A 25,436-nucleotide genomic window follows, 5' to 3' on the forward strand; every position below is an offset into this window, starting at 1 on the left:
GCGATGTTTCGTCTTCCGAAAAGCCGGATCAACCGCGTCGCCCGGTGGGCAAAGGCGCAGCATTGCAGGAGGAGCTCGAATGGCGAGCGAAAATGTCATACGTGCCGACGATCTTCAGGCAAACACGGTAAAAATAGCGGTGTCGAAGACCGAGGTGGCCATCGAACTTAAGAACATGCACAAATGGTATGGTGAGTTTCACGTTTTGCGTGACATCAACCTGAAGGTCATGCGCGGCGAGCGCATCGTTGTTGCCGGACCGTCGGGATCAGGCAAATCGACGATGATCCGTTGCATCAACCGTCTGGAAGAGCACCAGAAGGGCCAGATCATCGTTGATGGTATTGAACTCACCAATGACCTCAAGAAGATCGATGAAGTGCGCCGTGAAGTCGGTATGGTGTTCCAGCACTTTAATCTCTTCCCGCATCTGACTATTCTGGAAAACTGCACGCTTGCGCCGATCTGGGTGCGTAAAATGCCAAAGAAGAAGGCGGAAGAAGTCGCCATGCATTATCTGGCACGCGTGAAAATTCCGGAACAGGCGAACAAATATCCGGGCCAGCTTTCTGGCGGTCAGCAGCAGCGTGTGGCGATTGCGCGTGCGCTTTGCATGAACCCGAAGGTCATGCTGTTTGACGAGCCGACCTCAGCACTCGACCCGGAAATGGTTAAGGAAGTGCTCGATACGATGGTGAGCCTTGCCGAAGAAGGTATGACGATGATTTGCGTAACCCACGAAATGGGCTTTGCGCGTCAGGTTGCAAACCGCGTGATCTTCATGGATCAGGGCCAGATCATCGAGCAGAATTCGCCGGCCGAGTTCTTTGACAATCCTCAGCACGAGCGCACCAAGCTGTTTCTCAGCCAGATCCTGCACTAGAGCATTCAACCCTAACGCGGAAACTGATTTTGCGTAAACAGAATACTAAAAACCAATAGTTTGAGCATTTCCACAAACTCGCTCAGCCGTCATTGGCGGTTGAGCGATTGGTCAATCCAACGCAGAGAGAATGGCATCTGCAATAACCTCGATCTTGTCATTGCCCGGCATAACACCGACGACCCGTGCGGTCGTTCTGTCTATAGCTGCCGTTACGCGGCCAGCCGCATCAAATTCGACAATATCCTCGAGCATCATGGCGCGAGACCAGATTGCAGCAATCGGATTGGCAATGCCAAGATGAGCGATGTCCAGCGGGGAGCCATACACTGATTCGAACATCGACGGAGCGCTGCGGTCCGGATTGATGTTGGCGGAAGCGCCAAAGCCGAGACCGGCCTGAATAGCTGCTCCGAGGTCTGACGAGATATCACCAACCAAGTTGGAGGCGACGTCACAGCGCTATCACCATGCGAGCTGCCATTGCATCGATGTGATAGCTCAACACTTCAACATCAGGAAACTTATAGAACTCCGTCGAGTTTCTGCGCATTGGACTAGGCGCTTTAACGGGTTACCCGGCAGCACCGAGCAGTATAGAATCGAAGGCACGCAGCGTCTCGACGCCGTCATCGGGCATCATCGCGCCGGTTTCGTTGTAATACGCGCAGGACGAAGGAAATACTGTATCCACCAGCTTGAACTCCTTGCCAGCTGCCGTTTTGAGAACGGCCCAGGCCATTTTGGTGACTGATTTACCGAAATGACCTGGGCCGGGTATGAGCGCGATCAAATAGGTTTTCATGGGATAGTTCTCCGAACCAGTCAGCAAAGAATCGAAGAAAAGGGCATCGCGATCGTCGCGGTGCCCTTAGCAATTTCAGTTCAGGTTCTCCTCTGTACGCCACTGCGCCGTGTCATCGAGCGCCTTGCGCAGGCGGTTTACGGTCTCGTTCACCTGCTCCTCGTTGATGATGAGGGGCGGGCAAAGTGCCACGACGTCACCTATCGCGCGGACGATGAGACCATGTTCGTGTCCGGCAGCAAATGCGCGACTACCGATTTTGCCCGCGGCAGCGAATGGACGGCGGGTTTCTTTATCAGCTACTAGCTCAAGACCCGCGATGAGACCCGCGCCGCGTACTTCACCGACGAGCGGATGCTCCGCAAGCTCCGCAAGACGAGCCTGAAGGATAGCGCCCATGCGGGAAGCGTTATCGATGAGGTCACGCTCTTCGATGATCTTGAGGTTCTCAAGTCCGACAGCGGTCGCGACAGGATGGCCAGATGCAGTAAAACCGTGACCGAAGGTGCCGATCTTCGCCGTATTGTCGGCGATTGCATCGTAAACAGCTTCTGTAAAGACTACAGCGGCAAGCGGCATGTAGGATGATGTCAATTGCTTGGACATGATAATTATATCCGGTTTGAAGCCGTAATACTCGCAGCCGAAACTCGAGCCCAGACGGCCAAAACCGCAGATCACCTCATCGGCGATAAGCAAAATGTCGTGTTTGCGACAGAGGGCTTCGATGCCCTGCCAGTAGCCGGACGGTGGAGGCATCACGCCGCCCGCAGCCATCAGCGGCTCGCCGATAAAGCCGGCAATAGTTTCCGGCCCTTCTTCAAGGATCACGGCTTCGGCTTCGGCAATCAGGCGCTGGGTGAACTGCGCCTCATTCTCACCAGGCAACCCGTAGCGGTAGAAGTGCGGGCAGGTTAGGTGGCGGACCGGTATAGCCGGAAGGTCAAAGTCGCGATGGTTGTTCGGCAGGCCGGTCAAGCTGCCAGAAGCGATGGTAATGCCGTGATACGCACGAGTACGGGCGAGGAATTTTTTCTTCTGCGGACGTCCGAGCGCGTTGTTCATGTACCACACCATTTTGATCATGGTATCATTTGCTTCAGAGCCGGAACTGGTGAAGAACACGCGAGTCAATGGCTCGGGGGTCATCTCGATTATCTTCTCGGAGAGACGGATGGAAGGCTCATGCGACTTGTGGCTGAACGTATGATAGTAAGGCAGTTTGGCCATCTGCTCTGCCGCAACCTTAACCAAACGCGGCTCATCGAAGCCGACAGCTACAGACCAGAGACCTGCAAGGCCTTCGATATATTCCTTGCCAGCGTCATCATAGATATAGATGCCCTTGCCGTGATCGATAATCATTGGCCCTTGGCGCTCATGCGCGCGGGCGTCGGTATAAGGATGCAAAGTGGTCGAAATATCAACATGGGCGAGGGAATTGGAGAGCTTACCGCTCATAGTTATTTTCCTCCTTAAGGCGTTTCCGCGAACGCGGGTTCCCAATGCGGCGGATGTTAAACCTCCACCGAATTAATGTTTATCCAGTGTCCTTCCGGCGACTGTGAGAAGCCAAAGACTGCGGGGCAGATATCCATCTTTGGCAAACCACGACTACATTCCACGCTTCGAACTTCATCAAAACGGCTGAAAAACTGCTCTCAACGGCCTGAATAAATTCGGCTTAGGCGAAGTGCCACCACATCATGCTTGTATTTCCCCAAAGACCGAAAGAATCTCGGTTAGAAGACCCCCTGCATTCCTGTCTAGTGTTATAACACATGCCTGTCGATGTTTTTGGTGTCAAGCGTTATGTTCGGTGTTATGACAAGAAGATACAAACAGGAGAATCTATGAAAAGCCGTGAGATCGTCCGCGACGGGGCAGCTGCACCTGATCTATCCCCAGTGTCCCGTGATATGCTGCACGAGCAGATCTATGAGATGCTTAAACGCAATCTTATGATGGGGCGATTCACGCCCGGTCAGAAACTGCCTCTACGTGGACTTGCAAAAAGTCTTGGAACCAGTTTGATGCCAGTACGCGATGCTCTGCAAAGACTGGAGAGTGTTGGGAGTGTGGTCTCGACGGCCAGTCGCACAATGATGGTGCCTATGTTCAGCAGCAAAGAGCTGCACGACATTCGCGTCCTGCGAACCATTCTTGAGAGTGCGGCGTTGGAACGCGCAGTTCAAAACCACACACAAGAGCAACTCACTAGACTAAAAGTCTATGTGTCTGACATATGCCACTCTAGGGACATTAGCGATCTGGACCTGTTTCTTGAAGCGAATTACCATTTTCACATGTTGATCGCCGAAATGAGCAATCTGGCTTTTATTAGTCAGCTTCTGGAACCTCTGTGGATGCATATTGGCCCATCGGTCCGACAATCAGTTCCCAACGATGCTCTATTTAAAAGTTCAGCGCAGAACCACATCGATGTCTTTGATGCAATCGTTGCCAAGGACGTCAAGGCAGCGATAGCTGCTTTGGAGAACGATATCTCCGAAGGCTATAATTTTTAAGTGGTGTGAAATGCATGCTGCGTGCATTACGCAATTCTAACGATTCATCTTAAAGGCCGCGCATTCGCGAAAAAACCCTCGCTCAGTCACTGGGCCAGCCCAATCTAATCCTCTTGAGTTTTGTCTTCGTGCAGTACCGCAAACCAATTACGAGCAGCTGGCGAAAAATCAGAAGGGCCTCTACTTAACACAATGGCTGATTTGGTTTACGCAAACCGTGCTAGTTCACAACAGCTCGCACTGTAGCATTTGTACTTTCATCTCACCAAGGCGCATTTATTGCTTTCACAGCGCATTCGCTTCGCGGCAGGGCCCGCTGAGCTTCACGCACTATGCTTTAAACGTAGATGGAATATCGGCTTGGTGCGCCATGCTCAGATGCTCTGGATGCTGCTCTTCGCAGTGATGACAAAACGCGGACAGTGTTGCAACAGCCACAAGCATTGGGAAAGGAGGCGCAGCATGAGGTATTATGCCGGACTGGACGGTGCGCCGTGAAGGCGCGGGAGGTCATCATGAAGTGAATGTGATCTCCTATGCTTGCTGATTTTCGACCGGCGGCTGCAATGCCGCCCAGCCTGTGGGAGCAACAGGTGGAAGGGGGCCGAGAAGCTCAATCGGGCGTCGCCGATAGAGTGTCATAAGCAGATCGGCCTTAAATGTACCGGATGCGGACCATCGTCTGTAGGCCGGGCTACCGCAGTATCTATGGCGAGACAACGAAGTAGGCGATTGAAGCCTCGGAATAACCGGTAACGCCTCCAAGTCGCGCGATGGCGTGGGAGGCAAGACATGCGATCGGAAGCGGTGAGGTTCGTCTATCCTCTCTGCTGGGCACGGGAACCGTGTCCGAAACGGGCACAGCTCTCTTGGCCCGTCTCCTGCATCGCCTGGGGTAAAGCCAACCGCCTAACGATACGAAGGTTGAAGATCGGAACACGGGAACTCGGCACGCCTGCCCAGTGCGGACTGGGCTAGCTGCGACGGCCAGAGACGGACGATGCCCACGCGGAAAAGACTGCGTTGGCGGAATACCTTCGCCGGACCACAGGCCTCGAGTTGTCATCGGAAAAGACGAAGGTCACGTCCATGACGGACGGGTTCGAGTTCCTCGGATTCCGCTTCGGCATATATTGGGATAAGCGCTATGGCTACGGCCCGCGCGCCCAAATCCCCAAGGCCAAGGCTTGTGATCTTCGTTGGAAAGTCAAGCAACTGACAGGTCGCAACACCTCGTCCAGTCTTGGCAATAAACTCAAGGAGATCAATCCCATCCTGCGCGGATGGGCGAACTATTACCGTCACTGCGCCTATGCAGGCCGGGTGTTCACCAGTCTTGACTGGTACACGGGCATGCGAATCTGGCGTTGGTTGCGAAGGAAACGCCCAAAAGCACGAGAACGCGACTTATGGGAAGCCTATCAACCCAGCAGTCGCCGCACAACGAGACGGCTCTGGCGCGAGGGTCCGATCGAGCAACATCTGCTCGCTTGGACACCCGTTTGCCGGTTCCGCCGCGCATGGATGGAGACGCCTGACTTCGCCGTGTCTTCTGGAGAGCCCGATGCGTAACGAAAGACGCACGTCCGGTTCGGCGAGAGGCAGTGAGAAACCCGCCGTCGAAAGGTGGCCCGGCGCTCACTGCCTACTCTACTGTCTTGAAAGAGAGGCCGTTTGCATCATCGACGAGACCGGCAGGCTCCTCAAGAACTGATTTAAGTATTGATCACCTCAGGATGGCAGATTGAGAAGGTTCGGCTTGGAGCTTGGCCATTGCCATAATGGCTCTTCAATGGATTGGCCCGAGCTGGCGTGCCGGTGATCTGCATCGAGGCGTCCTAAGCGCAGGTTAACAATACCGATCGGAACGATACACGTGGTATTGCTCAGACGACGCGGATCAACCTATATCTACAGTTGCACGTAAAGACGCCGGCTCATTTCTGATTGAAAGTAGAGTCAAAAAGCGCACTAATTGTGCCCTTTAGTACACATCCGCCCTCGCCCGCGAAGCAGGCGTTACCGGATCCCAATTAAGTCAACGCGCATCGAAGCTAGAGCGTGTCCTTTGAACGCTGAACCGATTTTGAAGTGACAATCGGCAATTTGTCTGTTTCGAGGTTTCCAGTATGGAGGCTTTTGATGGCTCGAACATTAAGCGCTGATTTGCGATCACGCGTTTTGAAGGCCGCAAGCGACGGAATGGCGGCACGCACTGCGGGTGTACGGTTCGGGGTGTCAGTAGCGACAGCGATCCGTCGGGTTTCTCGTGCGCGATGGTGAGTTGGAAGCATGGCATCCGGGTCGACGACGCGGTTCAAGTCTTGTGATCATGGACAATTTGCCTGCTCATAAGGTTGTCGGCATCAAAGAAGCGAGTAACGAGGCAGGTGCACAACTGCAGTATCTGCCGCACGACAGTCCCGACTTCAATCCAATAGAAATGGCGTTCTCAAAACTCAAAGCACATCTGCGTGCAAAAGCCGAACGCACCGTCGAAGCTCTGTGGGATACCATCGGCCAAGTCATAAGATTGTTCGAACCAAACGAGTGCGCCAAATACTTACAGCTTGCTTCTATGACCCAACATAAAACGGATACGCTCTAGATCACCCGCATTGCTGTCCGGCGCTTTCCAACTCCTTAACGGTCATCAGGACGCTCTCCGCGGCTGCATGGAAACAGAAGGGTTTTCAGTGATCCTTCAGTTGATCCAAGCGCGGTTCAGATGGATAGATGGCGGCGTGCCCAGCAAACAATCTTGAGAATCTTTCACTGCATTGATTCAGCGATCTCGGCAGCTGAGAGCCGGCCCAGATATGGTGCGAGGATAACACCTGGGTGAGCAACTACCACATACAATCCTTCAATGCTTGGAACAAAACCGCGCAACGGCACTCCCCCGTCAGTCATGGGACGATACCCTGCAGCAATGGAACGCAGTGATGGTTTCAGTGATGAACCAAATATTTTAGCAATCGTTTCGGCAGTTTGTACTCCAAGTTCAGCAAACCCTGATTCACCTGCGCTTGGATAATCTTCCGCTGAAACAAGACCGCCAAATCGCCCAGGGCGCAGCTCTACATCATCTCCCAATAGAAGATGATTGATCGTCGCTTCCGCTGAAAAGCGCATGAGAACTGCTGGAGCAACGTGAACGGGAAGCACAATTCCCAACTTAGCAACGAGCGAAGTCGAAGAAGCACCGTTTGCTATAATCACAAAGTCCGCCGCCAGAATTCCAAGCGCGGTTCGTATCCCAATCACACGGCTTCCCCGTGTTTCTATATCATCAACACATGATCCACAAACAACCTTGGCACCTGCTTCGCGTGCAGCCTTGAGAAGTTGGTGCGTCAAATCAATGGGCTCCACAGCAAAATCATGGGGAGCCCATGCGGCCAATGGCGGAGGAGTGATAAGCAGCGGCTCTAACTCTTTCACCCGTGAGCGACTTAGATATTGGATACTAGCACCGGCGTTCTGCTGTTCCGCGATCAGTTTCGATGTATTCTCTTCTTGATCGCACCAAATGAGAGCTCCACGTGTCGCGATCGGAAGGGATCCAAGTTCCGATTCAAGACGATCAAACTCAGCAATCGCGTCCAGCTTCGTGGCAAAGTTAATCGGATCGTCTGAGGGCAACGTACTGGCTGTTCCTACCCAACCATACGACCACTTGGTAACGCCGCCAGCGGGCTCCGGTTCTTTTTCTAGAACTGTCACTTGCATTTGTTGTCGCGCGCAATGCCAAGCAATCGACGCGCCCATAATCCCTCCTCCCACGACAATGACACTTGCCGGGCGGCGCACGTTAAATTTCAATTAGTTGCTCCTAAAAAGTTGGATCGAGTGCTGCGAACAATGCACTAATGGCTAGAACGTAATCCGTAAGTCCTAAGATTTAACATTCTAAAGGATTCCGTCGCTACCAACCTCTATTCCGCCATGCGAAAAATAGACATCTCCGGTAAAGACCGGCCAATCTTAAAATGCGTTCTTGGTATCCAACCTTGCATCAGGCGACGCTTCAACCCGGTAACCATCAAAATAGCTTCTACCATGGCGAGCCAATTCTTGATCTGTTAGTGACAGCAGGGCCATCTGCTTGCCCTACAGCTTCCGCGAATGCTTGGGCTGCGATGTTTGCGAGTATGGAATCAAGCCGATATAGGAGGCGTGGCCCCCACTTTCTGTTTTCAGTCCACTGATTGCGCCCGAGAAGAATGGGGTCGATCAGAAGAGGATAGAGTTGGAAAGGGCTTTGTTGCAAAATTCAACGTGTGGTGGCAAATCCGGTCATCGGCTTGACCGCGGTTCGCGGAACCGGAGGAGAAATATTCCCAGCGCCATCGCAGCCATGCTCGCCAGAAGCACGGCTGCGACTTGGAAAAGTCCTTCATAGCCTAAAGCTATGATTACCAGAGTGCTGAGCAGCGGGGAGATAAATTGTCCAGTGAAAACCGAAGCCGTCAACAGTCCACCGGCTAATCCACGGCGATGTGGTGGAGCAAGAGCGAGCGTGAGCGCAACAAATGTCGGGGACACCGCTGCATAGCCCGCACCGATCAGTGCCGAACCTGCCAAGGTGAACAAAGGTGTCGCTGAAGTTACCAGCAGCAAGAAACCCGACGCCATAGCGGCAAACCCGGTTGCATAGATGCCGGGGTAACCGATAGCCCGCTGTATCCGGGAGAAGACCAACGCCACGCTGCCGCCACTCAACATCAGCACGCTAAGTGTCAAGCCAGTTATTGCGGGATTGCCATAGCCCCTGGCATCGAGGAAGAATGGTAGCTGCGTCGGCATGATGAAGAAAAACATGTTCGTTACCGACTGTAGGACAACCAAACCAAGAAATGGCAGATGCCATTTTCGCTGCTCAGCTGAGCCGGTCAAATAGGAAACGTGGCTCATTGAAGGCTTCCGCTGCGGCTCCTTGATCACCATCCATGCAATCGGCAGCACCAGCAACGCCAATCCATACACACCAAAGGCGGATCGCGGCGATACTATCGCAACTAAGCCCGCCAACAGGATGAAGATCAAACCGCCAAAGTTTCGCGCAGAAATTTGTAGGCCCGTCAGCGCGTTCCGGGCCTCACCAGAAAAATAATCACCGATCAGCGCCGTCTGCGCAGTCATGATAAACGCAACGGCGACCCCCAATACAATACGGCTCATGAAGATCGTCGACAAGGTAGGGAGGTATAGTCCCGCGCTGCCCGCGATCGCAAAAAGTATAATACCGGCAAGAAGCGGAATGCGTCTTCCGATCCGGTCCACTGCAAGTCCCGCCAAGGGAGCGAGGAGAGCAACACTTAACGATGGAGCCGTAATCAGAAGCGGCGTAAGCAATGCGGCGTGGGGGGCGTCTGCAAACAGTTTACGCAAACCAGGGAGCGCAGGGCTGATCGTCGCGTTCGCCATTACGGTGAGCGTCGCCGCCATCAGAAGCGCGACGGCGCGACTATCGCGCCAAATCGGTATTTCCGTCGTTCTTGATATGCTTTCCATCTGATTTCCCTTGCACCAATTGTAGTTGCAGGAGATGCTACAACTTTAAGCCAACTTGAGGTCAAGCATGAAAATGATGGATATTGCAGAGGTAGCAAAACGTGCATGCGTCCCGCCCTCTACGCTGAGGTACTACGAAGAAATTGGGCTTATACTATCCATTGGCCGGCATGGATTGCGCCGACAGTTCGACGGAGACGTACTGTTGAAGCTCTCCCTTATCGCGCTCGGCAGAACGGCAGGTTTCTCCCTTGCCGAAATCGCTGCGATACTTGGACGGAACAGCCATTTAGAGTTACCGAGGGAGGAACTGCTGTCCAAGGCGAATGAGTTGGAACGGCAGATGGCTGGTCTGCGCATTTTGCGCGACACGCTGCGGCATGTCGCCGGTTGTAGAGCGCCAAGCCATCTCGAATGCCCGAACTTCCGTAAGCTCCTGAACACAGCGTTGAAAATTGCAAAACCTCGCAAAACACCAACACGGACGGGGGTATAGAATAGACCAGATGGCGCGCCTGCGATACAGATTCTGATTGGAGCCAGTTGCTGATCCTTGCGATTTAGGAAGAAAATCCGGAATGGACCCAACAACGGACTGACCGCGCAGCACTATGGTGGCCAGTTAAAATGTCACAATGGGTCGCTTAATGTCCTCATTTTACCCGCTCGCTCTGGCTGCTGGCGCTTACACGGTTGGCGGTGAACCCAATAATCCCAGGCGAACATAACGACTGTATACCGCGGCAACACCATTGTCGCGTCAGTCATCACTGGCTCGGCCTCGTTGCCAATGAGTTGCGGATCATCGTCTTTGGCGCAGTCGGTGATCTATCAGTTATGACCTTGCTCCACTCAACAATGTCGATGCCAGAACATGAAAGTCGAAACACGTGTACAGCCAGGTCGAACTTAAGCCAGTATCTCGTAACCGCAATAAAACCCATGTTGACGAAGCTCTCATCGAGTGATTTGTTTCCTTAAGCATCGCAGTATAAGAGCCACTTCAGAGAGTTGTGCTTCTTGTGTTCACCCAATGGAAAATTGAGCGTGGCCTCGTGCCCTTTCGTTCTGTTTCGCAGCTTGAGATCGCCGCAAACCGCCTCGATTATCTCTGTCGCAATGACAATTCCCAGACAGTTACCAGGGAGTTTCTCGTGGAGCCTGTAACAGCTAGGAGCAATTTCAACAGGGCCTTCACGGGACATTCCTCCACCATCGTCGCCAATATGGATGCTGGCTCATCAATAATCCGGCTGCGCGGCCTTTTCCTCATCTCCAGGATCGTGCAGCTTAGGAAGCCGTCTTCAGGGGGGTCGGGCGTAAACTTCCAGACCCTACATTATTGCAATCAAGATTCTCTTCCTTGTCGGGGTGGCAACAAACACAAAGGTATACACCTAACGGTGAACGCGCTGTACGAAATGGAAATTCCCGAGAACAACGAACTATCATACACTCGAGGAGATCCGATCTTACGTTCATTCAACCACGCACGTTCTATAAATTTGCCACATTTTAAGAGTTGTCGTCGATTTCATTAGAAAGAAGTCTGCAGTCTTTCGAGACGGCGGACAATTCGAATGTATCAGACCCGAGCCACGAATAATTTAAGGACAGTGAAAGCTGAGTTTGGATCACCTATGTCTTTCCTAGAAACTATTCGACGTAAGTTCTTCGCGATCACACCTGAATATCGGCGTTTTGTCCGACCTTTTCCAAAGTTTCATGAATTGCGGCAATCATTAAAAACTAGCGGCACAGTCGTTGGATTTTACACGAGAAATTCATTTTATGCGGACGAAGCCAAACGCATGGAAAAGTCTGCCAGACGCTTAGGCCTTACCGTTGAAACAACTGCGATGGATGGTGCTGGATCGTGGGTAAAAAATGCAGCCCTTAAGCCTACGTTCCTTCTGGAAGCGCGGGAAGCACACAAGGGGCCTTTGTTATATGTCGATGTCGACGCAGTTTTCCATAAAGATCCCTGGCCGAAGCTCGATGCTATTGACGCCGATATTGGGGTTTTTTATTCGCGTGAAGGCAACTTAATTTCGGCAACCATTTTCCTTGCGGACACCCCGGAAGTCCTGGAATTGTTGCGTCAGTGGAAAAATGCCTGCGACAGTCAACCGGAAATCTGGGATCAAGTGACTTTGCAAGAAATCCTGTCAAATATCTCGGATAAAAGGCTTAGTATCGCGCGGTTGCCCGTGTCATTCTGCTGGGTTTTTGATCGATTCAAAAATGGCTTTTCGGATGAAGTTTTTATTGAGCAGCTTCAGGCCAGCCGTCAAGCCACCTCGAAGAGGAGGTTGTTTGGCCGACGCAGCAAGAGGCTGGTTCGTCGCGATGAGCGTATAAAGGAAATCGAGCATATTCTAGCGGAAGATCCCTAATCCAGGTCGCGCTTACAAACGGCGTAGCCTTGGGTGTATATTGAGAGAGCTTGCCTCCTAGCAAGGTTTGAGCATCTACGTGAGATCATACCACTTGTATGTCGTTTGGTAGAGATTCTCAACCAACCGAAACACAGCAGTGGGTAGGTCCGCGCTATTGCTGAGCATCATGAAAGTGATCAACCAGCGTAAGCTTGACCGTGTCTCCGTCCATCAATCGGAGTTGTTCACGAAGAATAAAGGGCGAGATCAATTCGAGATGCTGCCGCATATGAGAGCCAATCCGGCGAAATACCCAAACATTCTGCGTGCCTGCGTGGGCCGATAAGATGGCTCTCCATGCCTGTCCGGTTCCGCGACGGGGTTTCAAGAACTTTTTGTGAAGGCTATTATTACCAATCGCGTTCTGAGGTATTGTGAATGCAGCAGGAATCTTTCCTTTGTCCAGAGCTTTGAACCCTTGTCGTCGAGGAACCTCGTGAGGAAGGGTTGGTACAAAAATATTCAGTGAACCCGCAGCAAAACGAATGGGCCAATCGTAGGGAGCAGAATCGATTTCTTCACTGCCCGGAATATGCAATCGTGAATGATAACCTAGGCCCTTTTCGACAATTCCCTGCACTAAAAGTAGCATCGGTGGAAAAACCCCTGGCAGTTTCGTGATAGTTTCTAGAATTTTTTGTGACAACTGATTGATCTATCTCACAGAGTACAATCGTCAACGTTTTTCTTTTACCGTTTACCGTCATTGCTTCGCTCGGCTTGGCTTGATAACAAGATTCACCCGAACTCCGTAAGGGTGCTATTGAACTCTCACAATTGACCGCTGATTAGCCTTGGCGGCGCAGCGGGACGCACATGCATCTCAAAAATCCTTTGATCCGCGTTTCAACATCGACCTGCAGGGTGCAGCGGGATTTGTGACTGATTGTCGTTTTGTGGCGGGCGAGCACAAATTAGCGCCCCGGGGCTAATCCCCATTCAAAAAGCGTTCGCGCCACCAGATCATGTTTCCGGGCAGGCTTTACGGTGTTCGGTGCATAATGTTCTGCAGCATCTCGCGCTCAAGCGTCAGATCTGCAACGACCGTTTCAGGCGGGTATTTTCGTCTCCGAACGCGTCTGCCGCTCCGTCACATTTCCTTCGGTCGTATCTGGCTTCCAGTTATAAGATGTTGGTCCGAAATACCGTGCTTGCAGCACAAGTCAGCAACTTTCGTGTCTAACTCCTGCTCCTTCAGCACCGAAATAATAAGGGTCGACGAGCCACGGGCCTTGCCGTCAATCTGTAAAAATGTGTCCGAAACGCCGTGCCGTTAAACTATTGGGATTTCAGACGTTCTTCAATCATCAGGCAACTTTTGAACAGATACAGGAATTTTAACAATCCGTACAATTCATTGATCCCCTGAGCGCGCTATCTTATAACGCAGCTCAGGATGGACTCTCTCATGCTTTCAATCGCTCATCACCACGTGCGAAAAGCACAAAGCAATTTCCTTGTTAGCACCCAAATCCCGGGCCCACTTTATCAAAACCGGGCCATCTCCGTCATCAGCAATCCCTCCCCACACATCCTTGAAAACCTCTACACCGGATGAACTATCAAAGAAAAAATATCCTGGGTCTGCAATAGGTGTGGATGCATAGATGACCGTCCAGGTTCCAGAATGAAGCGCCGCGTCGATTTGAATGTTTGCTGGCTTAACCTTTTTATCGAGATTCTTGGCGACAAGGGACGCGTAATCGGCTTTATTCTGCTTCGTGAGGCTTTGTTCCACTCCCGTGCAAGGATTGGCAGCTATTGCGTGTTGGCTGCAACCAAGTACACAAAAGAGAACTGCTCCAAAAGTACGACCAGGTAATTTATACATCTTATAACTCCGCTGAGATCGCTTCCTAGGATAATTCATTTTGTTCTGTGCAAGCACATCGCAATTTCACCATCCAGAATTGGAGCGAAATGTAAAGTGCCATTTGGGAACGCCGCTTCCACCGACACATTTTAAAGAAAGGGCTTTAGCATTGTGTAACATCGGTGGAGTACGAGTGCCGCCGGCTTGGGGGCAACGAGCTTCAAAAAGTTCGGTGGAGTGATTGCAGGTTTTTCTTTGCAAGGCTGCGCAGACATGAGACCTGCGAGGCGCTGGAATGATATTGATCCAGCCAGGCAACACGTCAGCGTTAGCGATGGGTTCACGAATATGAAAACCACTGTCTCTAACCTCGCTGGACCACCAGGAAAAGAGCAGCAATCAAAAGCACAAAAAGCACAGCGGCACCAGCGGCTATAGCCAACAAAGCAAGCCACGTTCGAGGGTCGCGAAGGCTTGGCCTTTGCCCGTTGGCCTTCCTTGCACCAAGGAATGCTAAAGCGCCGAGGATAACCGGCGTGCCACCGCCAATTATCATTGCCATCGCCCCGTCTGGCGCAGTCGTTTGCCAGATCATCCCGAACAGATAGATGCCGGCAACCGTTCCAACGATGAGAGCCACAAGAACGAAAAGAATGCGCAATGTTTGTCTTTCGGTGCAACGAAAATGCTGTCGATTATTATTACACGGGCAAGTATGCGACGTTGCCATTTATATGTGTAGCATGCTTGGTAAGTCGAGGCAGGAATGCTGTGGTTCATTACATATAACTCACATCTATCGTGTTCATGAAAGACTTGCAACGAGTGATGAAGATGGCGGAGCCGATGCGATGGTTAGGAATATCCAAAGCCATCTGGGACGCGGTGATCGTGGCGCTGATGGAGGAAGGATGCTCTTTGGAAAAGGGCGGCGGCTTTGATCATTCAAAGGCGTCACTCTAGCGGAACAGTATGCTCATTGAGATGGAGTACGACATCTGGGGCGAGGGAGAAATTGTCATCGTTGCAGACGATGCGTTAAAGCTAGGGGCGCATCTTCCATCGACCTTGCTCATGAAGTCATGATTGCTTTGACACGCTGATTCCTTCATTGCCTTAGCGCGAAGCTCCCAGAGCTTTCCTTCCAAGTGCTTAACGTGAGGCTCGTGCAGTTGTTCTAAACCAACGCTCTCGACCATCCCCATTAAACGGATGAGGCGAGGCTGCAATCCAGCGGGAAGCCCCTCGATTTCGGTATCCACAGTGTGGTCCAGCGTCGCCGTTATCAACGGCAGCCATGTGGACACAGGAGATGATGCAGAATTGGTTAGAAATAATTGCAGAGACAAATTAGCGGCATACCGAACGGAGTTCGGTGATGGCCAGTGAGAAACAATGCATCAAATGCCGGGAGCAAACACCTAATTTTGCGGCGGACGGAGTAGGCAGAACTCTTCGCCCCGAAAGCGAAGTGCAACATAGCTACATTGGTTCATATGATCGATCAAGCAAGCTTTCTGGGGAGCTGACATTTCTTCCATCGTACAGCGCTCTTCTGCACATACCTGACTATAACTCTGACCGGTGGGAACATGCGCGACGAAGAGCGAGGTCTTTGGTCCCTTCGGGTTGAGGGTTTCATATGCGGCTGTCAACCTCTCGAAAACCGCACGATCCTGCCCCACAGGGTCAAGGTCGATCCCCATCTCGCCAACCTCGCCGACCATTGTCATGTAGCGCAGATGTTTTGATTCGGAGCAAACAAGACGATCAGCCTTTGCGGGAATCGAATACGTCAAGGCAATCGCACTGAGGATAACCGCCATCTTCCGCATCATTTTTCTTTCCGTCCGTGCTTGAGGCACCATGTAAAATTTTGGTTTTGCTGTCAATTACTTGTCTCTGTTGCCACGTCAACACCCAAATCTACGACAACTCAAGCCATCTTAGCGTCCGCTTCAAGGAAAGTCATTCATAACGCCAAACGACCACAATTGGGGTCGAAGCCGACCTTTATCAATCCCTAGACGAATGCCTGAAATGAAGGAGCATAAGGGTCGGCAGCGCTGATTACCAAGAATCCCGTTCTCTCACCAGCAATACACCTTCGATCGGGAGCAGTGGAAACACACTGAAACTTGAAGGCAGAGACACCGCGATAACGTGAATTTTATCATATATGGGTGATCCCGCTGCTTAATGATCAAGTTTCGATTTTCAAGGTGGAGGCCGCAAAACTGCGACAGATCCTAACAACGATATGCCACTGCTATTTCCGCTTTTAGCGCCTTTGCATCGCAAAATTCACGATCCAGCTATACAGCACTGAGAGTGAAGACCGGCGGTATCATGGGCTGGTTCGGCTGGGAGAAACTCTTCAATGGCGACACACCCCCTTGATATATAGCTGTTCCGGCAGCTCGGCCTACTGACCCGTCCGCTTTCCGTCATGCTTATCATCAAGATGATTGTGATACGGGTCATAGCCATGATCCCGTGCGGCTTCGGTTTTCAGCTTTCGACCGTCTGGTTCGGGGTCATAACCTATCTGAAGACAGAGGGCAGCGGACGCTGGTCCGTGGATCGATTGATCGGCAGACAGTTCCAGAGCATCCTGAAAAGTGTGAAACGGTTTTCGGAGAAGATGCGCGTCAAAATACACAGTTACAGCGCCCAAAAGGGCGGCAGATACCTACCGCCCTTTTGCCGTTCGGTTGAAATCAGCCCGCTGTGAATCGAGCTGTTCGTGGTTCTTTTCGACTTTCTGTGCCTCCATGTAGCTTTCGTTCAGAAGCTGATAAGGAGGGAAAATCTTAGTGTAGACGTTGGCCCATTCCTGAGCATCGTTACAATGCCATGTCTTTTGGAGTTCGGAAGCCACCGCTGCCGTGTCCATTGGCACGACACCGGCCTGAACAACACGAGCGAGCGTAATTTCCTGCGCCATCTTGGAATAGGTACCGGATACATCCGCCACGGCGAAAACCTTGTAACCATCCTGAACGACAATGATTGCCGGGAAGGTTATACATACGCTGGTGATGTTGCCTGCGATAATCAAGGGGTTGCGTCCCGTTGCAATGTTCACACGAGTTTATTGCCAATTTAATGAATTAATGAAGCCCGGCGCTAAAACTTCAAGTTCCTTGGGCTTAATAGGAATCTGTTGCTATACTTCATCAGGGTCTGGAGCCTATCCTTCTCGCCTCATTCAGCGCCGAAGGTTCCGGGCTTGAGTTCGTCGAATTTCGCAGCCATCGTTGGATTACCATGTGTCAGTCGTTTGACTGTCAGATCCTCAGCCTTGTCGTTTGCTAGCCGAAGGTTGTTGGCCGATTTGTGAAGCGCTTCTTTTGTTTTTTCCAAATCTTTAATGGCTTCATCTATACGCTTGACTGCTTCTTCAAAACCATCTGAAGCTAGGCGCCAGTTTCTCCCGAACGCTGCTTTAAAATCGTCGAGCTGGGATTCAAAGCTGGTGATGTCAACATTTTGCGCTTTCATCAGCGCCAGCTCTGTCTTGTATTTGAGGGAATTCATTGCCGCGTTGCGTAAGAGCGTGATAATTGGGATGAAGAATTGCGGCCGGACAACATACATTTTCGGATATCGATGGGATACGTCTACGATTCCTGTGTTGTAGAGTTCGCTCTCAGGCTCCAGCAGTGAAACCAGAACGGCATACTCACATCCCTTTGTGCTGCGATCCTTGTCCAGCTCTTTGAAAAAGTCCTCATTCTTCTTTTTTGTAGCCGTCTCGTCGTACTCGTTCTTCATCTCGAACATGATCGAAACAATTTCCGAGGCTCCCTCGTCCATATCGCGGAAAATAAAGTCACCTTTGCTGCCGCTGCGCGCGTCATTGTCTTTTTCAAAATAAGCGCGGGGGAAGGCTGTCGCCCGAATTCTGTCGAACTCGATGGCGCAATGTTGTTCAAGCGTCTCGCCGATCATCTTTGTCGATAGCTTCGCTTTCATATCCCTCAAACGCTCAATTGCGTCATCGCGGTCGCGGAGCTGTGTTTCATATTTGTCCTTAAGTGCCGTTTCAGCCAGCTGCTTTTCAAGTTCTACCCGCGAAAGACCGTTCCTCAGCTGCTCGCGCTCTTTCTCTATCGCACTGACCGCTTGAGTTACGGCAAGTTTATGCGAAAGCTCACCCACATCGAGCCTAGCCTTTAAGCTCTCGATTTCAGCGTCCTTCGTTGCAGCAGCTTTTTGTAATTCAGAAATGAGCTTAGCTTCTGCCAGTTTCGACATCGCTTCCTGATCACGTTTGGCGTTATCGAGATCGTTCACCAGCTTGTCACATTGCTTTTCGATCTCACTTAGAGCCTCGGCAACCGCAAGTTTCCGAGTAACTTCGCCTGCCTCAAGCTTTGCCCGCAATTCCTGGATCTCCAAATCCTTAGCAGAAGTCGTTTTCTGCAATTCGCTGGCGACCTTGGCCTGCGCAAGCTCAACTGCGTTCCGCTTGTCCTGTTCGGCCAACTCCAAACGCTCATGCAACTGCTTCTCGAAATCGCCGTCTCTTACCTGCTTAAGAATATTCGCATATCCAGCCTCGTCGATCTTGAAAGCCTTGTTGCAATGCGGGCAGACGATGTCGTGCATGATTGTTTCTGTTTCCTGTTGCGACCCATTGTCGAGAAAGATAGACGTATAATAGCAACAATGACACAAGAGGAAACGATGACGACCGGTACAGTTAAGTTTTTCAACGCCGAGAAAGGTTTCGGCTTCATTACTCCTGAAAATGGCGGGGCAGATGTGTTCGTTCACATCTCAGCTGTCGCTTTTGGCGGCGCACTTCAGGACGGACAAAAAGTCAGCTACGATATCGGACAAGACCGCAAAACGGGCAAGTCAAAAGCTGAAAACGTCAGCGTAATTTAGACTACAGCGGGGAACTGACCTCAGTTCTCGGCCTCGAAAGATCTTCGTCCCATGTGGCTTTTAACCACTTTCCATTCATGTGGGGCGAAAACTACCGTAGAGTGCTCATTATACGCCTATATTGATTCACGTTCGGGTAAGCCTGCTAAGTATTTGTTAAAAAGCCAATCTCTTCTCAATGCTCTGACAGGGTATCCTCCCAGTTTTGACCACCACAGTAGAAGCCAAGCACGATCCACTTTGTTACCTTTAGCATTGACATCAATTGAAACTCGCCGTTCGAATCCGATCCTCCGTAGCCCCTCACGGATATCGTTCCCCAATGTGCCCGCTCAGCAGCGCAATCGAAGCCATGCACGAAGTCCAAAACGGAATCGACTGATTCTGCCGGAGAAGGATTGATCTTCATCGCGTCATAGGAAGCTGTTACATAGTTTTGTAGCCAGCGTTCGATAACTGCATCCCATTCGCGTAAAGCTCGGATCCCCACACGGACAACCTCGCAGATCGGTGCGTAGTCGCCCGTCTTGATCTTTGAGTCGATGAATGTTGCATGTTTGCTAGGCAACTAATCGTACGTTTCTCAATGTTAGCCATTTCGCACCCGGTTTGCCCAATTCGCAGAGGTATAAATTAATTATACCTCTATTTCAGTAGGATGCGATGCCTTCGTTTGCTCAGATGCAACGGTAGAAAAACTTTTTCGCCCTGACGCTAACATGGTCTGTTCCGACCAAACTGATTTTATCAGCCCGAGGCTCCGACGAACCTCCTGAGTGATACGCGGCATCTACAATCGGAAATACGAAGTACCGCCCTAGCTTTTCGGCCGGAAGTTGTCGTTCCGGTTTCGAAAACCCACGCCGACTTCAATCGGACGAAGCCTTTTTGTAAGCGACACGGTAGCTTGCCCCCGTCCGTTCGACAAGCGCGAAGCCGGGGTCGCGCAGGTGCATACCGGCGATCAGCAGCCGATCCGAAGCGACCGAATCCAGAAGCCTCTTTCGTGTTTCGGCTGCAAGAAGCGCATCCTGATCGAACGCGATAGAGACCTCGGGGCGCGGAACCTGAATCTGCGGAAAATGAACGATGTCGCCCCAGACCAGCAGGCTCTTGTTACCTGAATCGAGCCGATAGCCGGTGTGCCCGGCGGTGTGGCCCGGAAGAGGAACCACTGTTATGTTTGGAAGTACCTCACCAGCGTCAAATGTACGAAGTCTGTCGCGATAGCCGTCGAACGCCTGACGCGCTAAGAGAAAGCTGCCGCGGGCGCGCTCGGGTGCGCGGCTCAGATTGCCGTCATCCTGCCAGAACGCGACTTCCTGATGGTGGGCGACAAGTTCGGCATTCGAGAAGATGGCTTCTCCAGAAACACCCATCAGCCCCCCGATATGATCGGGATGGGCATGCGTCAACAGGATCGCATCGATTTCGGAAGGGTGGATGCCCGCAAGCAGAAGATTGGTTTTTAATCGGCCGCCCCACCGCTTGAAACCACCTGCTCCTGTGTCAATCAGGACCGTGCGACCGCTGCCGCGCACGAGATAGCAGTTGATGTGGATCGAGGTGTGATCCTTTATCCCCGCCTTTTCCTGCATACGGGCGGCATCGGCCGGGTCGATATTCGCGAGGAAATCGAAACTGGCGTGGAGATAGCCATCGCTGACGGCGGTGATTGTTAAGTCACCGACCTGTTGTGTGGGAAATGTAAGATTAGACATCGGTTTCTCCAGGCATCAGCTCAATTGCGCGCGTGAACGCTCGACGCTTCATAGCCAAAGCAACGAATGCGCGCGGTGAGGCCGGTATTGCGTCTTATGGCGTCGTCCAGCCCCTCCATGAACCGAGCCATGACTGGCGGCGTCCGAAATTGCTCAAGGCGATACTGGATTTCTGCGAAAGCAGGGTTCCCCCGGCCATGCCGGACAGCGACATAGACAATATACACGTTGGCCAATGCGGCACGGAGAACGCCTGTGCAAAGTTCTGTACATTGCTCCGCGAGGTCTGTGAGTGCTTCGTCCGGCGGCATCCTGTCTGCGGAAATATAGATCGTGACATTCGGCATCGGTGCTACCGCACCTTTCCGACAGCGGCTTCATCGTCCTTGGTCAACTGCGCCGTCATCGGCACATAGACATGGACGCCTTCAGGTAGATGCTCGATGTCAGGCAGGGTGCCGCGCTCTACCTTGGCGAGCCAGCGGTGTTCCGGGACCTTCTCCATAGCGACCGCCTGCATCGCAGAGGGAGTGAGGCCCAGCCGAAGCAGAGGCTCGGGGCCCGTTGCGCTCAACGCCAGATATTCGCCCTCACCAATGCTCGGCGCGCGGTCGATGCCGCCATAGAGGTTCCGGTGCCAGTCGGTGATGTGCTGTTGCCAGCGTGCGAAATTGCCGCCGCCCTTCTGACGGTATTCTTTACCCATCAGGATGTCGAGGCCGTCTATCGAATGAAGGGCGAGATAGACCGGGCAGCCACCGCTCAGCGCCTTGAAGCGCTGCGAGGTTTGGAAGCCGGTCACCGAAATGAGTGCTGGCAGCTTGTCCAGGCTGTAAAAGTCGTTCCATTCCGCTTCGCTGCCCGGATCGGCAAAGCTGCATTCTACCGTATAGATCATTGCACCACCTTCGACCGAAAGCACAGCGCTCCGGGTCTTGTCTATCGTTGATATTTTTTCATGATAAACTGCCGATCCATGCCTACATATCGACAATGGATCATGCTTCAGTGATCCAATATCAAGGTGACAGCGAATCGAACGCCGAACCGTCCTGTCAGGAGCCGTCATGCGCCGCAAGATTCCCAGCAATTCCGCACTCATGGCGTTCGAGGCTTCGGCTCGTCATGGAAGCTTCGCTCGTGCGTCCGACGAACTGGCCTTAACCGAAGGAGCGATCAGTCGGCAGATAGGCCGGTTGGAAGCCTTCCTCGGCGTCACGCTGTTCGAGCGGATCGGTAATCGTGTCCGGCTTTTGCCGAATGGAGAGCGTTATGCGTTCCAGGTCCGCGAGACACTCGACAGGCTGGAGCGTGACAGTCAATATCTGATGGGGCAGCCCGGCGACGGCGCGAGCCTCGACATCGCAATCTTGCCGACGTTCGCCACGCGTTGGCTCATCCCGCGTCTGAAGCCGTTCCAGGAGCAGCATCCGAATATCACCCTGCATCTTGCTGAACGGATGGAGCCATTCGTTCTAACAGGCAGCGGGTTCGATGCCGCCATCCATTTTGAGCATGCCGCCTGGACGGGAATGAAAACGCACAAACTGTTTCACGAGACGTTGGTTCCGGTTTGCCATCCGGTACTTCTCAATAGAGACGAAGAAACGGTATCCCTGGATAAACTGCCGCGCCTTCATCGGCGCCAGAACCCGGATGCCTGGCAACACTATGCGCAGGAAACCGGGATCGCCCTGACCAATCCTGCGATCGGTCCGCGCTATGATCTTCACTCCATGCAAATCGAAGCCGCGTTGGCAGGTCTCGGCGTCGCACTGGTGCCGCGCCTCTATATCGAAAGCGAACTGGCGGAGGGGCGACTGATAGCGCCTTGGCCCGACGGTCAGTCGATTTCCAAGACTTTTTGCCTCGTCCTGCCGGAGCCAATCCGATTGAGTGAAGGGCCAATTCAAGTGTTCGCAAATTGGCTTCTCAAGGAAGCTTGTGCTCCTCAGCCGCTCAGCACTTTCGGAACGGGCCTCTCTGAGAAGCATAACCACGCTTGACAATAGCCCGTGAGGTCCGCGATTGATCATCGTTAAACTGATTGCGTTTAAAATCCCGAAAAATAGTTGAAGGGTGCCTTCCAAGCTTGCAATAACGTCAACAGAGCGCTTTGCAGTGCGCTAGAGTACTATATTTTGCCAAAGGCTCAATGGCGCTCCGTCCTAAGCGCCGCCTAACTTTACGTGTTGTAATCACGTTTTGGATTACAAGATTATTCGGTAAACTGAACGACTACACCGCTTTTAACTAGTTTTGCCAGTTCTTCTGCGTCCCAATTTGTAAGTCGGACACAGCCGTGGCTAGAAGTCTTTCCAATGCGGGATGGATCCGGTGTTCCATGTATCCCATACGTCGGCTTTGAAAGTGCAATCCAAACAGTTCCAACCGGCCCATTCGGGCCTGGAGGGATTGTCAAAATCTGCTCATTATTGCCCTGCTTGAAATTAATCCGCGGATTGTATGTATAGTTCGGATTTATCGCTATTCTCTTGACTTGAACTGTGCCCGAAGGCGACGGGGTATCAGAAGATCCGATTGTTGCTGGATAGGCGACCACAAGCAAGCCTTTCGCGTCGTATCCACGTACTTGCTTGCGGGGCTTATCAGCGATAATGTAATTAACTTTCGCGCGTTTTGGCTTTCTCAGGTTGGGTACTTTGATAACAGACCCCGGCTGATTGAAATTAACGCCTGGATTAATCTCCTTCAAGAAGGCCTCGTCGATTTGTAGACGTTCCCCGAGCATTTCGATGACAGATGTATAGGCCATTGACTCTAATTGTGCTTTCTCAGCGTAGTCACTGGGGATTGAAGCAACGAATTGCCGCCCTACATCTTCGTTGGTAATAACATACTCTTTGAAAGCGGGGCCGCCGGTTATGTTCAGTTCGGCCTCGATTGCAGCCAAGTCGGCAGGGTTTAGAAATTTACCAGTTATTTCACCATACGCCGCTGCAGCTTTATCGACGTTACTCCCCAAACGTCCATCGATTGCTCCTGGAGAAGCCCCTGCCCTGTCGAGGAGTATCTGATAGGCCGCAATCTGATCCTTAGCACCGGTACCTGTCGGCATTTCGATAGCGGGGGCCATGTCTTCGGCCGACGGAACATAGTTTGACGTTGCTGATTGATGCTTGGACTGGTTCCTGTCGATGCTTCCGGTCGTGGTCCGGTCGAGATTGTCTTTGGACGTTATTTGACGTCCACCAGCGGTTGCATTACCCACTTGCTGTTGACCATTCACACGGAAATAGTTTTTTCTAATTGACGGAAGAGACCGCTTGGATCTCTGATCTGAGTTTCGATCATTTGTTGCGTTGATCGCTTCAAAGAACTGATGCGGATTTGTGGAAGGCAACAATGTTGCAGACCAACCCGTCGTTGATTGGAGACACGCCGACAATCCAAAGACCAGTGCAAAACGGGCATAACAACAAAAATTTCGCATATCAGTAGGACCTGTTAAACTATTTTCAAATAATACTGATATGGTTAAACCTTTGTTATCGCCTGCAAAATCTGAAAGATTTATTGAGTTTATCGTTCATTCTAGATGCACCAGAAGGCGATTTTTAGTTAAGTCTGGTTTCAGGACAATCCTCGGTGTATAGCGTCCCCGAGTCTATTGCATTACAGCGCTCTACACTGCCTTGATGCACCGATCGGTTTTGGTCACACTGACCCTACGCGCGGCCTATTTCCCAAGTGCGCATCAATTCAGGACGACCAAGTTCCCTCATCGAGTTAAGTACACGCACGCCGATCCTGACTTCAATTATTTCGTCGACAAAGTTATTCGCTTCGGGTTTTGGTCGATCAGCATCTTCCATGGGCCTATCAGGATCTCACTGCGACGGCCCTGATTGGCTTGAACTGGTTCTTCGACCCTGCAGAGACCATCTCGGACCGCTCGAGTGATCGTATTGCAGCACTTGGCGGAGGTATAACCGTGCAGCATCGCATGACTTATCGGGCGAATATTTCGTCGAGCAATATGGTTATGCAGCCGCAGAAGCAACGCCACCGATTGGCAAGATACTCTCGAAAGGCGTGCTTTATGGGCACGGATGCGACGCGCGTCGCTTCTTATAATCCTTGGGTTTCGCTGTCATGGATGATTACCGGCAAGACGGTTGCCGGTATGCAACTTTATCCGCGCCGCAATTGTCTCGATCGTGAAACGGCGCATTGAGAAAGGTCAGTTCGCTGATCTGGTGGTGCCGGACAAGGGCTTCTTCAATTGCAGCGAAGACGAGATTTCATTTCTGACGTCGGATCTAACCATGGTCGACGGCAAGTTCGTCTATGGTGCAAACGCCTTCGCGGATCTAGATGAATACCCAATCCCGCCTGCCATGCCTGACTGGTCGCCGGTGCGTAAATTCGGTGGCTATGCAGCATGGGTCTCACAGCTGCCGATTGGCGGTTTCAACGGCTTCTTTCGAGCACTCGGCTGTGCCTGCTGAGCCATTTTAACCGCATCTTATTCCGAAAACCGTTTCATACTGTACGGGACGCACGCTAATTCAACTCAAGATTTATCAGGGGGCCCAATCGGCTCCTGATTTCTCCAGGCCAGAGTGATGGCTTCGCTTCCGAAATTCCACACTAGAACTGATCACCCAAAGGCATTGTTATCGCACATACGCCTACGCTGAGGAATACCGGTCGCCCCTCCTGTTTAACGGGAACGGTTGTTCGAAAATCGATATCGAGCTCGCCTGACAACAGTCATGGGTAGGCCGAGGTCCCAACGACTACATTCCCTCACTTTGCTTTGCTGCGCACAACCTACCATCGGCGACGATAGAGGACCATCCCGGCGTAAT

Annotated in this window: 23 protein-coding genes and 5 pseudogenes; 10 read left to right on the top strand and 18 right to left on the bottom strand. The window is 51.9% G+C overall.

Going from position 1 to position 25,436, the window contains the following annotated elements; genetic code table 11:
* The first annotated feature begins 79 nt into the window (after positions 1-79).
* Complete coding sequence (locus CES85_RS23300; RefSeq protein ID WP_095448222.1) at positions 80-883, top strand: amino acid ABC transporter ATP-binding protein; 804 nt, start codon at positions 80-82, stop codon at positions 881-883.
* 111 nt (positions 884-994) lie between these two features.
* Here CES85_RS23300 and CES85_RS28355 read toward each other — a convergent pair.
* Both CES85_RS28355 and CES85_RS23310 read right to left on the bottom strand, forming a co-directional pair.
* Positions 995-1,688, bottom strand: a pseudogene (locus CES85_RS28355) (isocitrate/isopropylmalate family dehydrogenase).
* A gap of 75 nt (positions 1,689-1,763) precedes the next feature.
* The gene (locus CES85_RS23310) at positions 1,764-3,149 is read right to left on the bottom strand and encodes an aspartate aminotransferase family protein (protein WP_095448223.1); all 1,386 of its coding nucleotides are present in this window, start codon (positions 3,147-3,149) and stop codon (positions 1,764-1,766) included.
* A gap of 320 nt (positions 3,150-3,469) precedes the next feature.
* On the opposite strand from CES85_RS23310, the gene CES85_RS23315 reads away from it, so the two are divergent.
* Both CES85_RS23315 and CES85_RS23320 read left to right on the top strand, forming a co-directional pair.
* Complete coding sequence (locus CES85_RS23315) at positions 3,470-4,216, top strand: GntR family transcriptional regulator (RefSeq protein WP_095448224.1); 747 nt, start codon at positions 3,470-3,472, stop codon at positions 4,214-4,216.
* A 1,089-nt stretch (positions 4,217-5,305) separates the two neighbouring features.
* Positions 5,306-5,788, top strand: coding sequence for a group II intron maturase-specific domain-containing protein (locus CES85_RS23320; RefSeq protein WP_244923363.1), 483 nt, complete (start codon positions 5,306-5,308; stop codon positions 5,786-5,788).
* A gap of 482 nt (positions 5,789-6,270) precedes the next feature.
* On the opposite strand, the gene CES85_RS27905 is transcribed toward CES85_RS23320, so the two are convergent.
* Positions 6,271-6,537, bottom strand: coding sequence for a hypothetical protein (locus CES85_RS27905; RefSeq protein WP_095448226.1), 267 nt, complete (start codon positions 6,535-6,537; stop codon positions 6,271-6,273).
* A 2-nt stretch (positions 6,538-6,539) separates the two neighbouring features.
* Between CES85_RS27905 and CES85_RS27910 the strand changes: the two are divergent.
* Positions 6,540-6,808, top strand: a pseudogene (locus tag CES85_RS27910) (transposase); the annotation flags it as partial.
* Between the two features lie 180 nt (positions 6,809-6,988).
* On the opposite strand, the gene CES85_RS23335 reads toward CES85_RS27910, so the two are convergent.
* Complete coding sequence (locus tag CES85_RS23335) at positions 6,989-8,041, bottom strand: NAD(P)/FAD-dependent oxidoreductase (RefSeq protein WP_157743487.1); 1,053 nt, start codon at positions 8,039-8,041, stop codon at positions 6,989-6,991.
* 474 nt (positions 8,042-8,515) lie between these two features.
* The gene (locus tag CES85_RS23340; protein ID WP_095448229.1) at positions 8,516-9,733 is read right to left on the bottom strand and encodes an MFS transporter; all 1,218 of its coding nucleotides are present in this window, start codon (positions 9,731-9,733) and stop codon (positions 8,516-8,518) included.
* Between the two features lie 76 nt (positions 9,734-9,809).
* Here CES85_RS23340 and CES85_RS23345 point away from each other — a divergent pair, with 76 nt between their 5' ends.
* Positions 9,810-10,229 (top strand): helix-turn-helix domain-containing protein, encoded by a 420-nt coding sequence (locus tag CES85_RS23345; RefSeq protein ID WP_342352149.1) that lies wholly within the window; start codon positions 9,810-9,812, stop codon positions 10,227-10,229.
* Between the two features lie 1,084 nt (positions 10,230-11,313).
* Complete coding sequence (locus CES85_RS23355; RefSeq protein ID WP_244923364.1) at positions 11,314-12,129, top strand: putative nucleotide-diphospho-sugar transferase; 816 nt, start codon at positions 11,314-11,316, stop codon at positions 12,127-12,129.
* A 154-nt stretch (positions 12,130-12,283) separates the two neighbouring features.
* On the opposite strand, the gene CES85_RS23360 is transcribed toward CES85_RS23355, so the two are convergent.
* The 7 genes and pseudogenes from CES85_RS23360 to CES85_RS23395 form a co-directional block, all read right to left on the bottom strand.
* On the bottom strand, positions 12,284-12,817 hold the full coding sequence (locus CES85_RS23360; protein WP_095448232.1) for a DUF120 domain-containing protein: 534 nt from the start codon (positions 12,815-12,817) through the stop codon (positions 12,284-12,286).
* 768 nt (positions 12,818-13,585) lie between these two features.
* Entirely contained in the window at positions 13,586-14,002 is a 417-nt protein-coding gene (locus tag CES85_RS23365; RefSeq protein ID WP_095448233.1) for a hypothetical protein, read from the bottom strand.
* 346 nt (positions 14,003-14,348) lie between these two features.
* Entirely contained in the window at positions 14,349-14,645 is a 297-nt protein-coding gene (locus CES85_RS23370) for a hypothetical protein (RefSeq protein ID WP_095448234.1), read from the bottom strand.
* A gap of 298 nt (positions 14,646-14,943) precedes the next feature.
* Positions 14,944-15,291, bottom strand: a complete 348-nt coding sequence (locus tag CES85_RS27265; RefSeq protein ID WP_342352147.1) for a type II toxin-antitoxin system RelE/ParE family toxin — start codon at positions 15,289-15,291, stop codon at positions 14,944-14,946.
* A gap of 114 nt (positions 15,292-15,405) precedes the next feature.
* Complete coding sequence (locus tag CES85_RS23380) at positions 15,406-15,822, bottom strand: hypothetical protein (protein WP_095448235.1); 417 nt, start codon at positions 15,820-15,822, stop codon at positions 15,406-15,408.
* Between the two features lie 854 nt (positions 15,823-16,676).
* A pseudogene (locus tag CES85_RS23390) lies at positions 16,677-17,063 on the bottom strand (isochorismatase family protein); the annotation flags it as partial.
* Positions 17,064-17,191: 128 nt separating this feature from the next.
* A complete protein-coding gene (locus CES85_RS23395) occupies positions 17,192-18,598 on the bottom strand; it encodes a DUF2130 domain-containing protein (protein ID WP_095448238.1) in 1,407 nt (468 codons plus the stop codon).
* A 78-nt stretch (positions 18,599-18,676) separates the two neighbouring features.
* On the opposite strand from CES85_RS23395, the gene CES85_RS23400 reads away from it, so the two are divergent.
* Positions 18,677-18,880 carry a cold-shock protein gene (locus tag CES85_RS23400; RefSeq protein WP_095448239.1) on the top strand — a complete coding sequence of 68 codons (204 nt, stop codon included), beginning with the start codon at positions 18,677-18,679 and terminating at the stop codon, positions 18,878-18,880.
* Between the two features lie 175 nt (positions 18,881-19,055).
* Here CES85_RS23400 and CES85_RS27270 read toward each other — a convergent pair whose 3' ends face one another.
* From CES85_RS27270 to CES85_RS23420, 4 genes are all read right to left on the bottom strand, one after another.
* Entirely contained in the window at positions 19,056-19,448 is a 393-nt protein-coding gene (locus tag CES85_RS27270) for a ribbon-helix-helix domain-containing protein (protein ID WP_244923365.1), read from the bottom strand.
* A 301-nt stretch (positions 19,449-19,749) separates the two neighbouring features.
* Positions 19,750-20,601, bottom strand: a complete 852-nt coding sequence (locus CES85_RS23410) for an MBL fold metallo-hydrolase (protein ID WP_095448240.1) — start codon at positions 20,599-20,601, stop codon at positions 19,750-19,752.
* A gap of 20 nt (positions 20,602-20,621) precedes the next feature.
* Positions 20,622-20,948 carry a hypothetical protein gene (locus tag CES85_RS23415; RefSeq protein ID WP_095448241.1) on the bottom strand — a complete coding sequence of 109 codons (327 nt, stop codon included), beginning with the start codon at positions 20,946-20,948 and terminating at the stop codon, positions 20,622-20,624.
* Between the two features lie 5 nt (positions 20,949-20,953).
* A complete protein-coding gene (locus CES85_RS23420) occupies positions 20,954-21,499 on the bottom strand; it encodes a sugar ABC transporter (protein ID WP_095448837.1) in 546 nt (181 codons plus the stop codon).
* Between the two features lie 169 nt (positions 21,500-21,668).
* Here CES85_RS23420 and CES85_RS23425 point away from each other — a divergent pair, with 169 nt between their 5' ends.
* Positions 21,669-22,607: a LysR substrate-binding domain-containing protein gene (locus tag CES85_RS23425; protein WP_095448242.1), complete on the top strand. Its 939-nt coding sequence runs from the start codon at positions 21,669-21,671 to the stop codon at positions 22,605-22,607.
* A gap of 2 nt (positions 22,608-22,609) precedes the next feature.
* On the opposite strand, the pseudogene CES85_RS28360 reads toward CES85_RS23425, so the two are convergent.
* Together CES85_RS28360 and CES85_RS23430 are read right to left on the bottom strand one after the other, a co-directional pair.
* Positions 22,610-22,727 (bottom strand): annotated as a pseudogene (locus tag CES85_RS28360) (IS30 family transposase); the annotation flags it as partial.
* A 92-nt stretch (positions 22,728-22,819) separates the two neighbouring features.
* Positions 22,820-23,791, bottom strand: a pseudogene (locus CES85_RS23430) (L,D-transpeptidase); the annotation flags it as partial.
* Between the two features lie 624 nt (positions 23,792-24,415).
* Here CES85_RS23430 and CES85_RS27275 point away from each other — a divergent pair.
* Positions 24,416-24,799, top strand: coding sequence for an amidohydrolase family protein (locus tag CES85_RS27275; protein WP_157743488.1), 384 nt, complete (start codon positions 24,416-24,418; stop codon positions 24,797-24,799).
* Positions 24,783-25,073: a hypothetical protein gene (locus CES85_RS27280; RefSeq protein ID WP_157743489.1), complete on the top strand. Its 291-nt coding sequence runs from the start codon at positions 24,783-24,785 to the stop codon at positions 25,071-25,073. The genes CES85_RS27275 and CES85_RS27280 overlap by 17 nt, the downstream gene beginning before the upstream one ends.
* Positions 25,074-25,436 lie beyond the last annotated feature (363 nt).

The sequence above is a fragment of the Ochrobactrum quorumnocens genome (assembly GCF_002278035.1).
In the GTDB taxonomy this organism is placed as follows: Bacteria; Pseudomonadota; Alphaproteobacteria; order Rhizobiales; family Rhizobiaceae; genus Brucella; species Brucella quorumnocens.

Bases quoted from the DNA above. Each gene is read 5' to 3' on its own strand.
- CES85_RS23310 (WP_095448223.1), bottom strand. From the start codon at position 3,149: ATGAGCGGTAAGCTCTCCAATTCCCTCGCCCATGTTGATATTTCGACC.
- CES85_RS23410 (WP_095448240.1), bottom strand. From the start codon at position 20,601: ATGTCTAATCTTACATTTCCCACACAACAGGTCGGTGACTTAACAATC.
- CES85_RS23355 (WP_244923364.1), top strand. From the start codon at position 11,314: ATGTATCAGACCCGAGCCACGAATAATTTAAGGACAGTGAAAGCTGAG.
- CES85_RS23320 (WP_244923363.1), top strand. From the start codon at position 5,306: ATGACGGACGGGTTCGAGTTCCTCGGATTCCGCTTCGGCATATATTGG.
- CES85_RS23340 (WP_095448229.1), bottom strand. From the start codon at position 9,733: ATGGAAAGCATATCAAGAACGACGGAAATACCGATTTGGCGCGATAGT.
- CES85_RS23420 (WP_095448837.1), bottom strand. From the start codon at position 21,499: ATGATCTATACGGTAGAATGCAGCTTTGCCGATCCGGGCAGCGAAGCG.
- CES85_RS23315 (WP_095448224.1), top strand. From the start codon at position 3,470: ATGCCTGTCGATGTTTTTGGTGTCAAGCGTTATGTTCGGTGTTATGAC.
- CES85_RS23400 (WP_095448239.1), top strand. From the start codon at position 18,677: ATGACGACCGGTACAGTTAAGTTTTTCAACGCCGAGAAAGGTTTCGGC.
- CES85_RS23380 (WP_095448235.1), bottom strand. From the start codon at position 15,822: ATGATGCGGAAGATGGCGGTTATCCTCAGTGCGATTGCCTTGACGTAT.
- CES85_RS23425 (WP_095448242.1), top strand. From the start codon at position 21,669: ATGCGCCGCAAGATTCCCAGCAATTCCGCACTCATGGCGTTCGAGGCT.
- CES85_RS23365 (WP_095448233.1), bottom strand. From the start codon at position 14,002: ATGTATAAATTACCTGGTCGTACTTTTGGAGCAGTTCTCTTTTGTGTA.
- CES85_RS23415 (WP_095448241.1), bottom strand. From the start codon at position 20,948: ATGCCGAATGTCACGATCTATATTTCCGCAGACAGGATGCCGCCGGAC.
- CES85_RS23300 (WP_095448222.1), top strand. From the start codon at position 80: ATGGCGAGCGAAAATGTCATACGTGCCGACGATCTTCAGGCAAACACG.
- CES85_RS23345 (WP_342352149.1), top strand. From the start codon at position 9,810: ATGGATATTGCAGAGGTAGCAAAACGTGCATGCGTCCCGCCCTCTACG.
- CES85_RS23395 (WP_095448238.1), bottom strand. From the start codon at position 18,598: ATGCACGACATCGTCTGCCCGCATTGCAACAAGGCTTTCAAGATCGAC.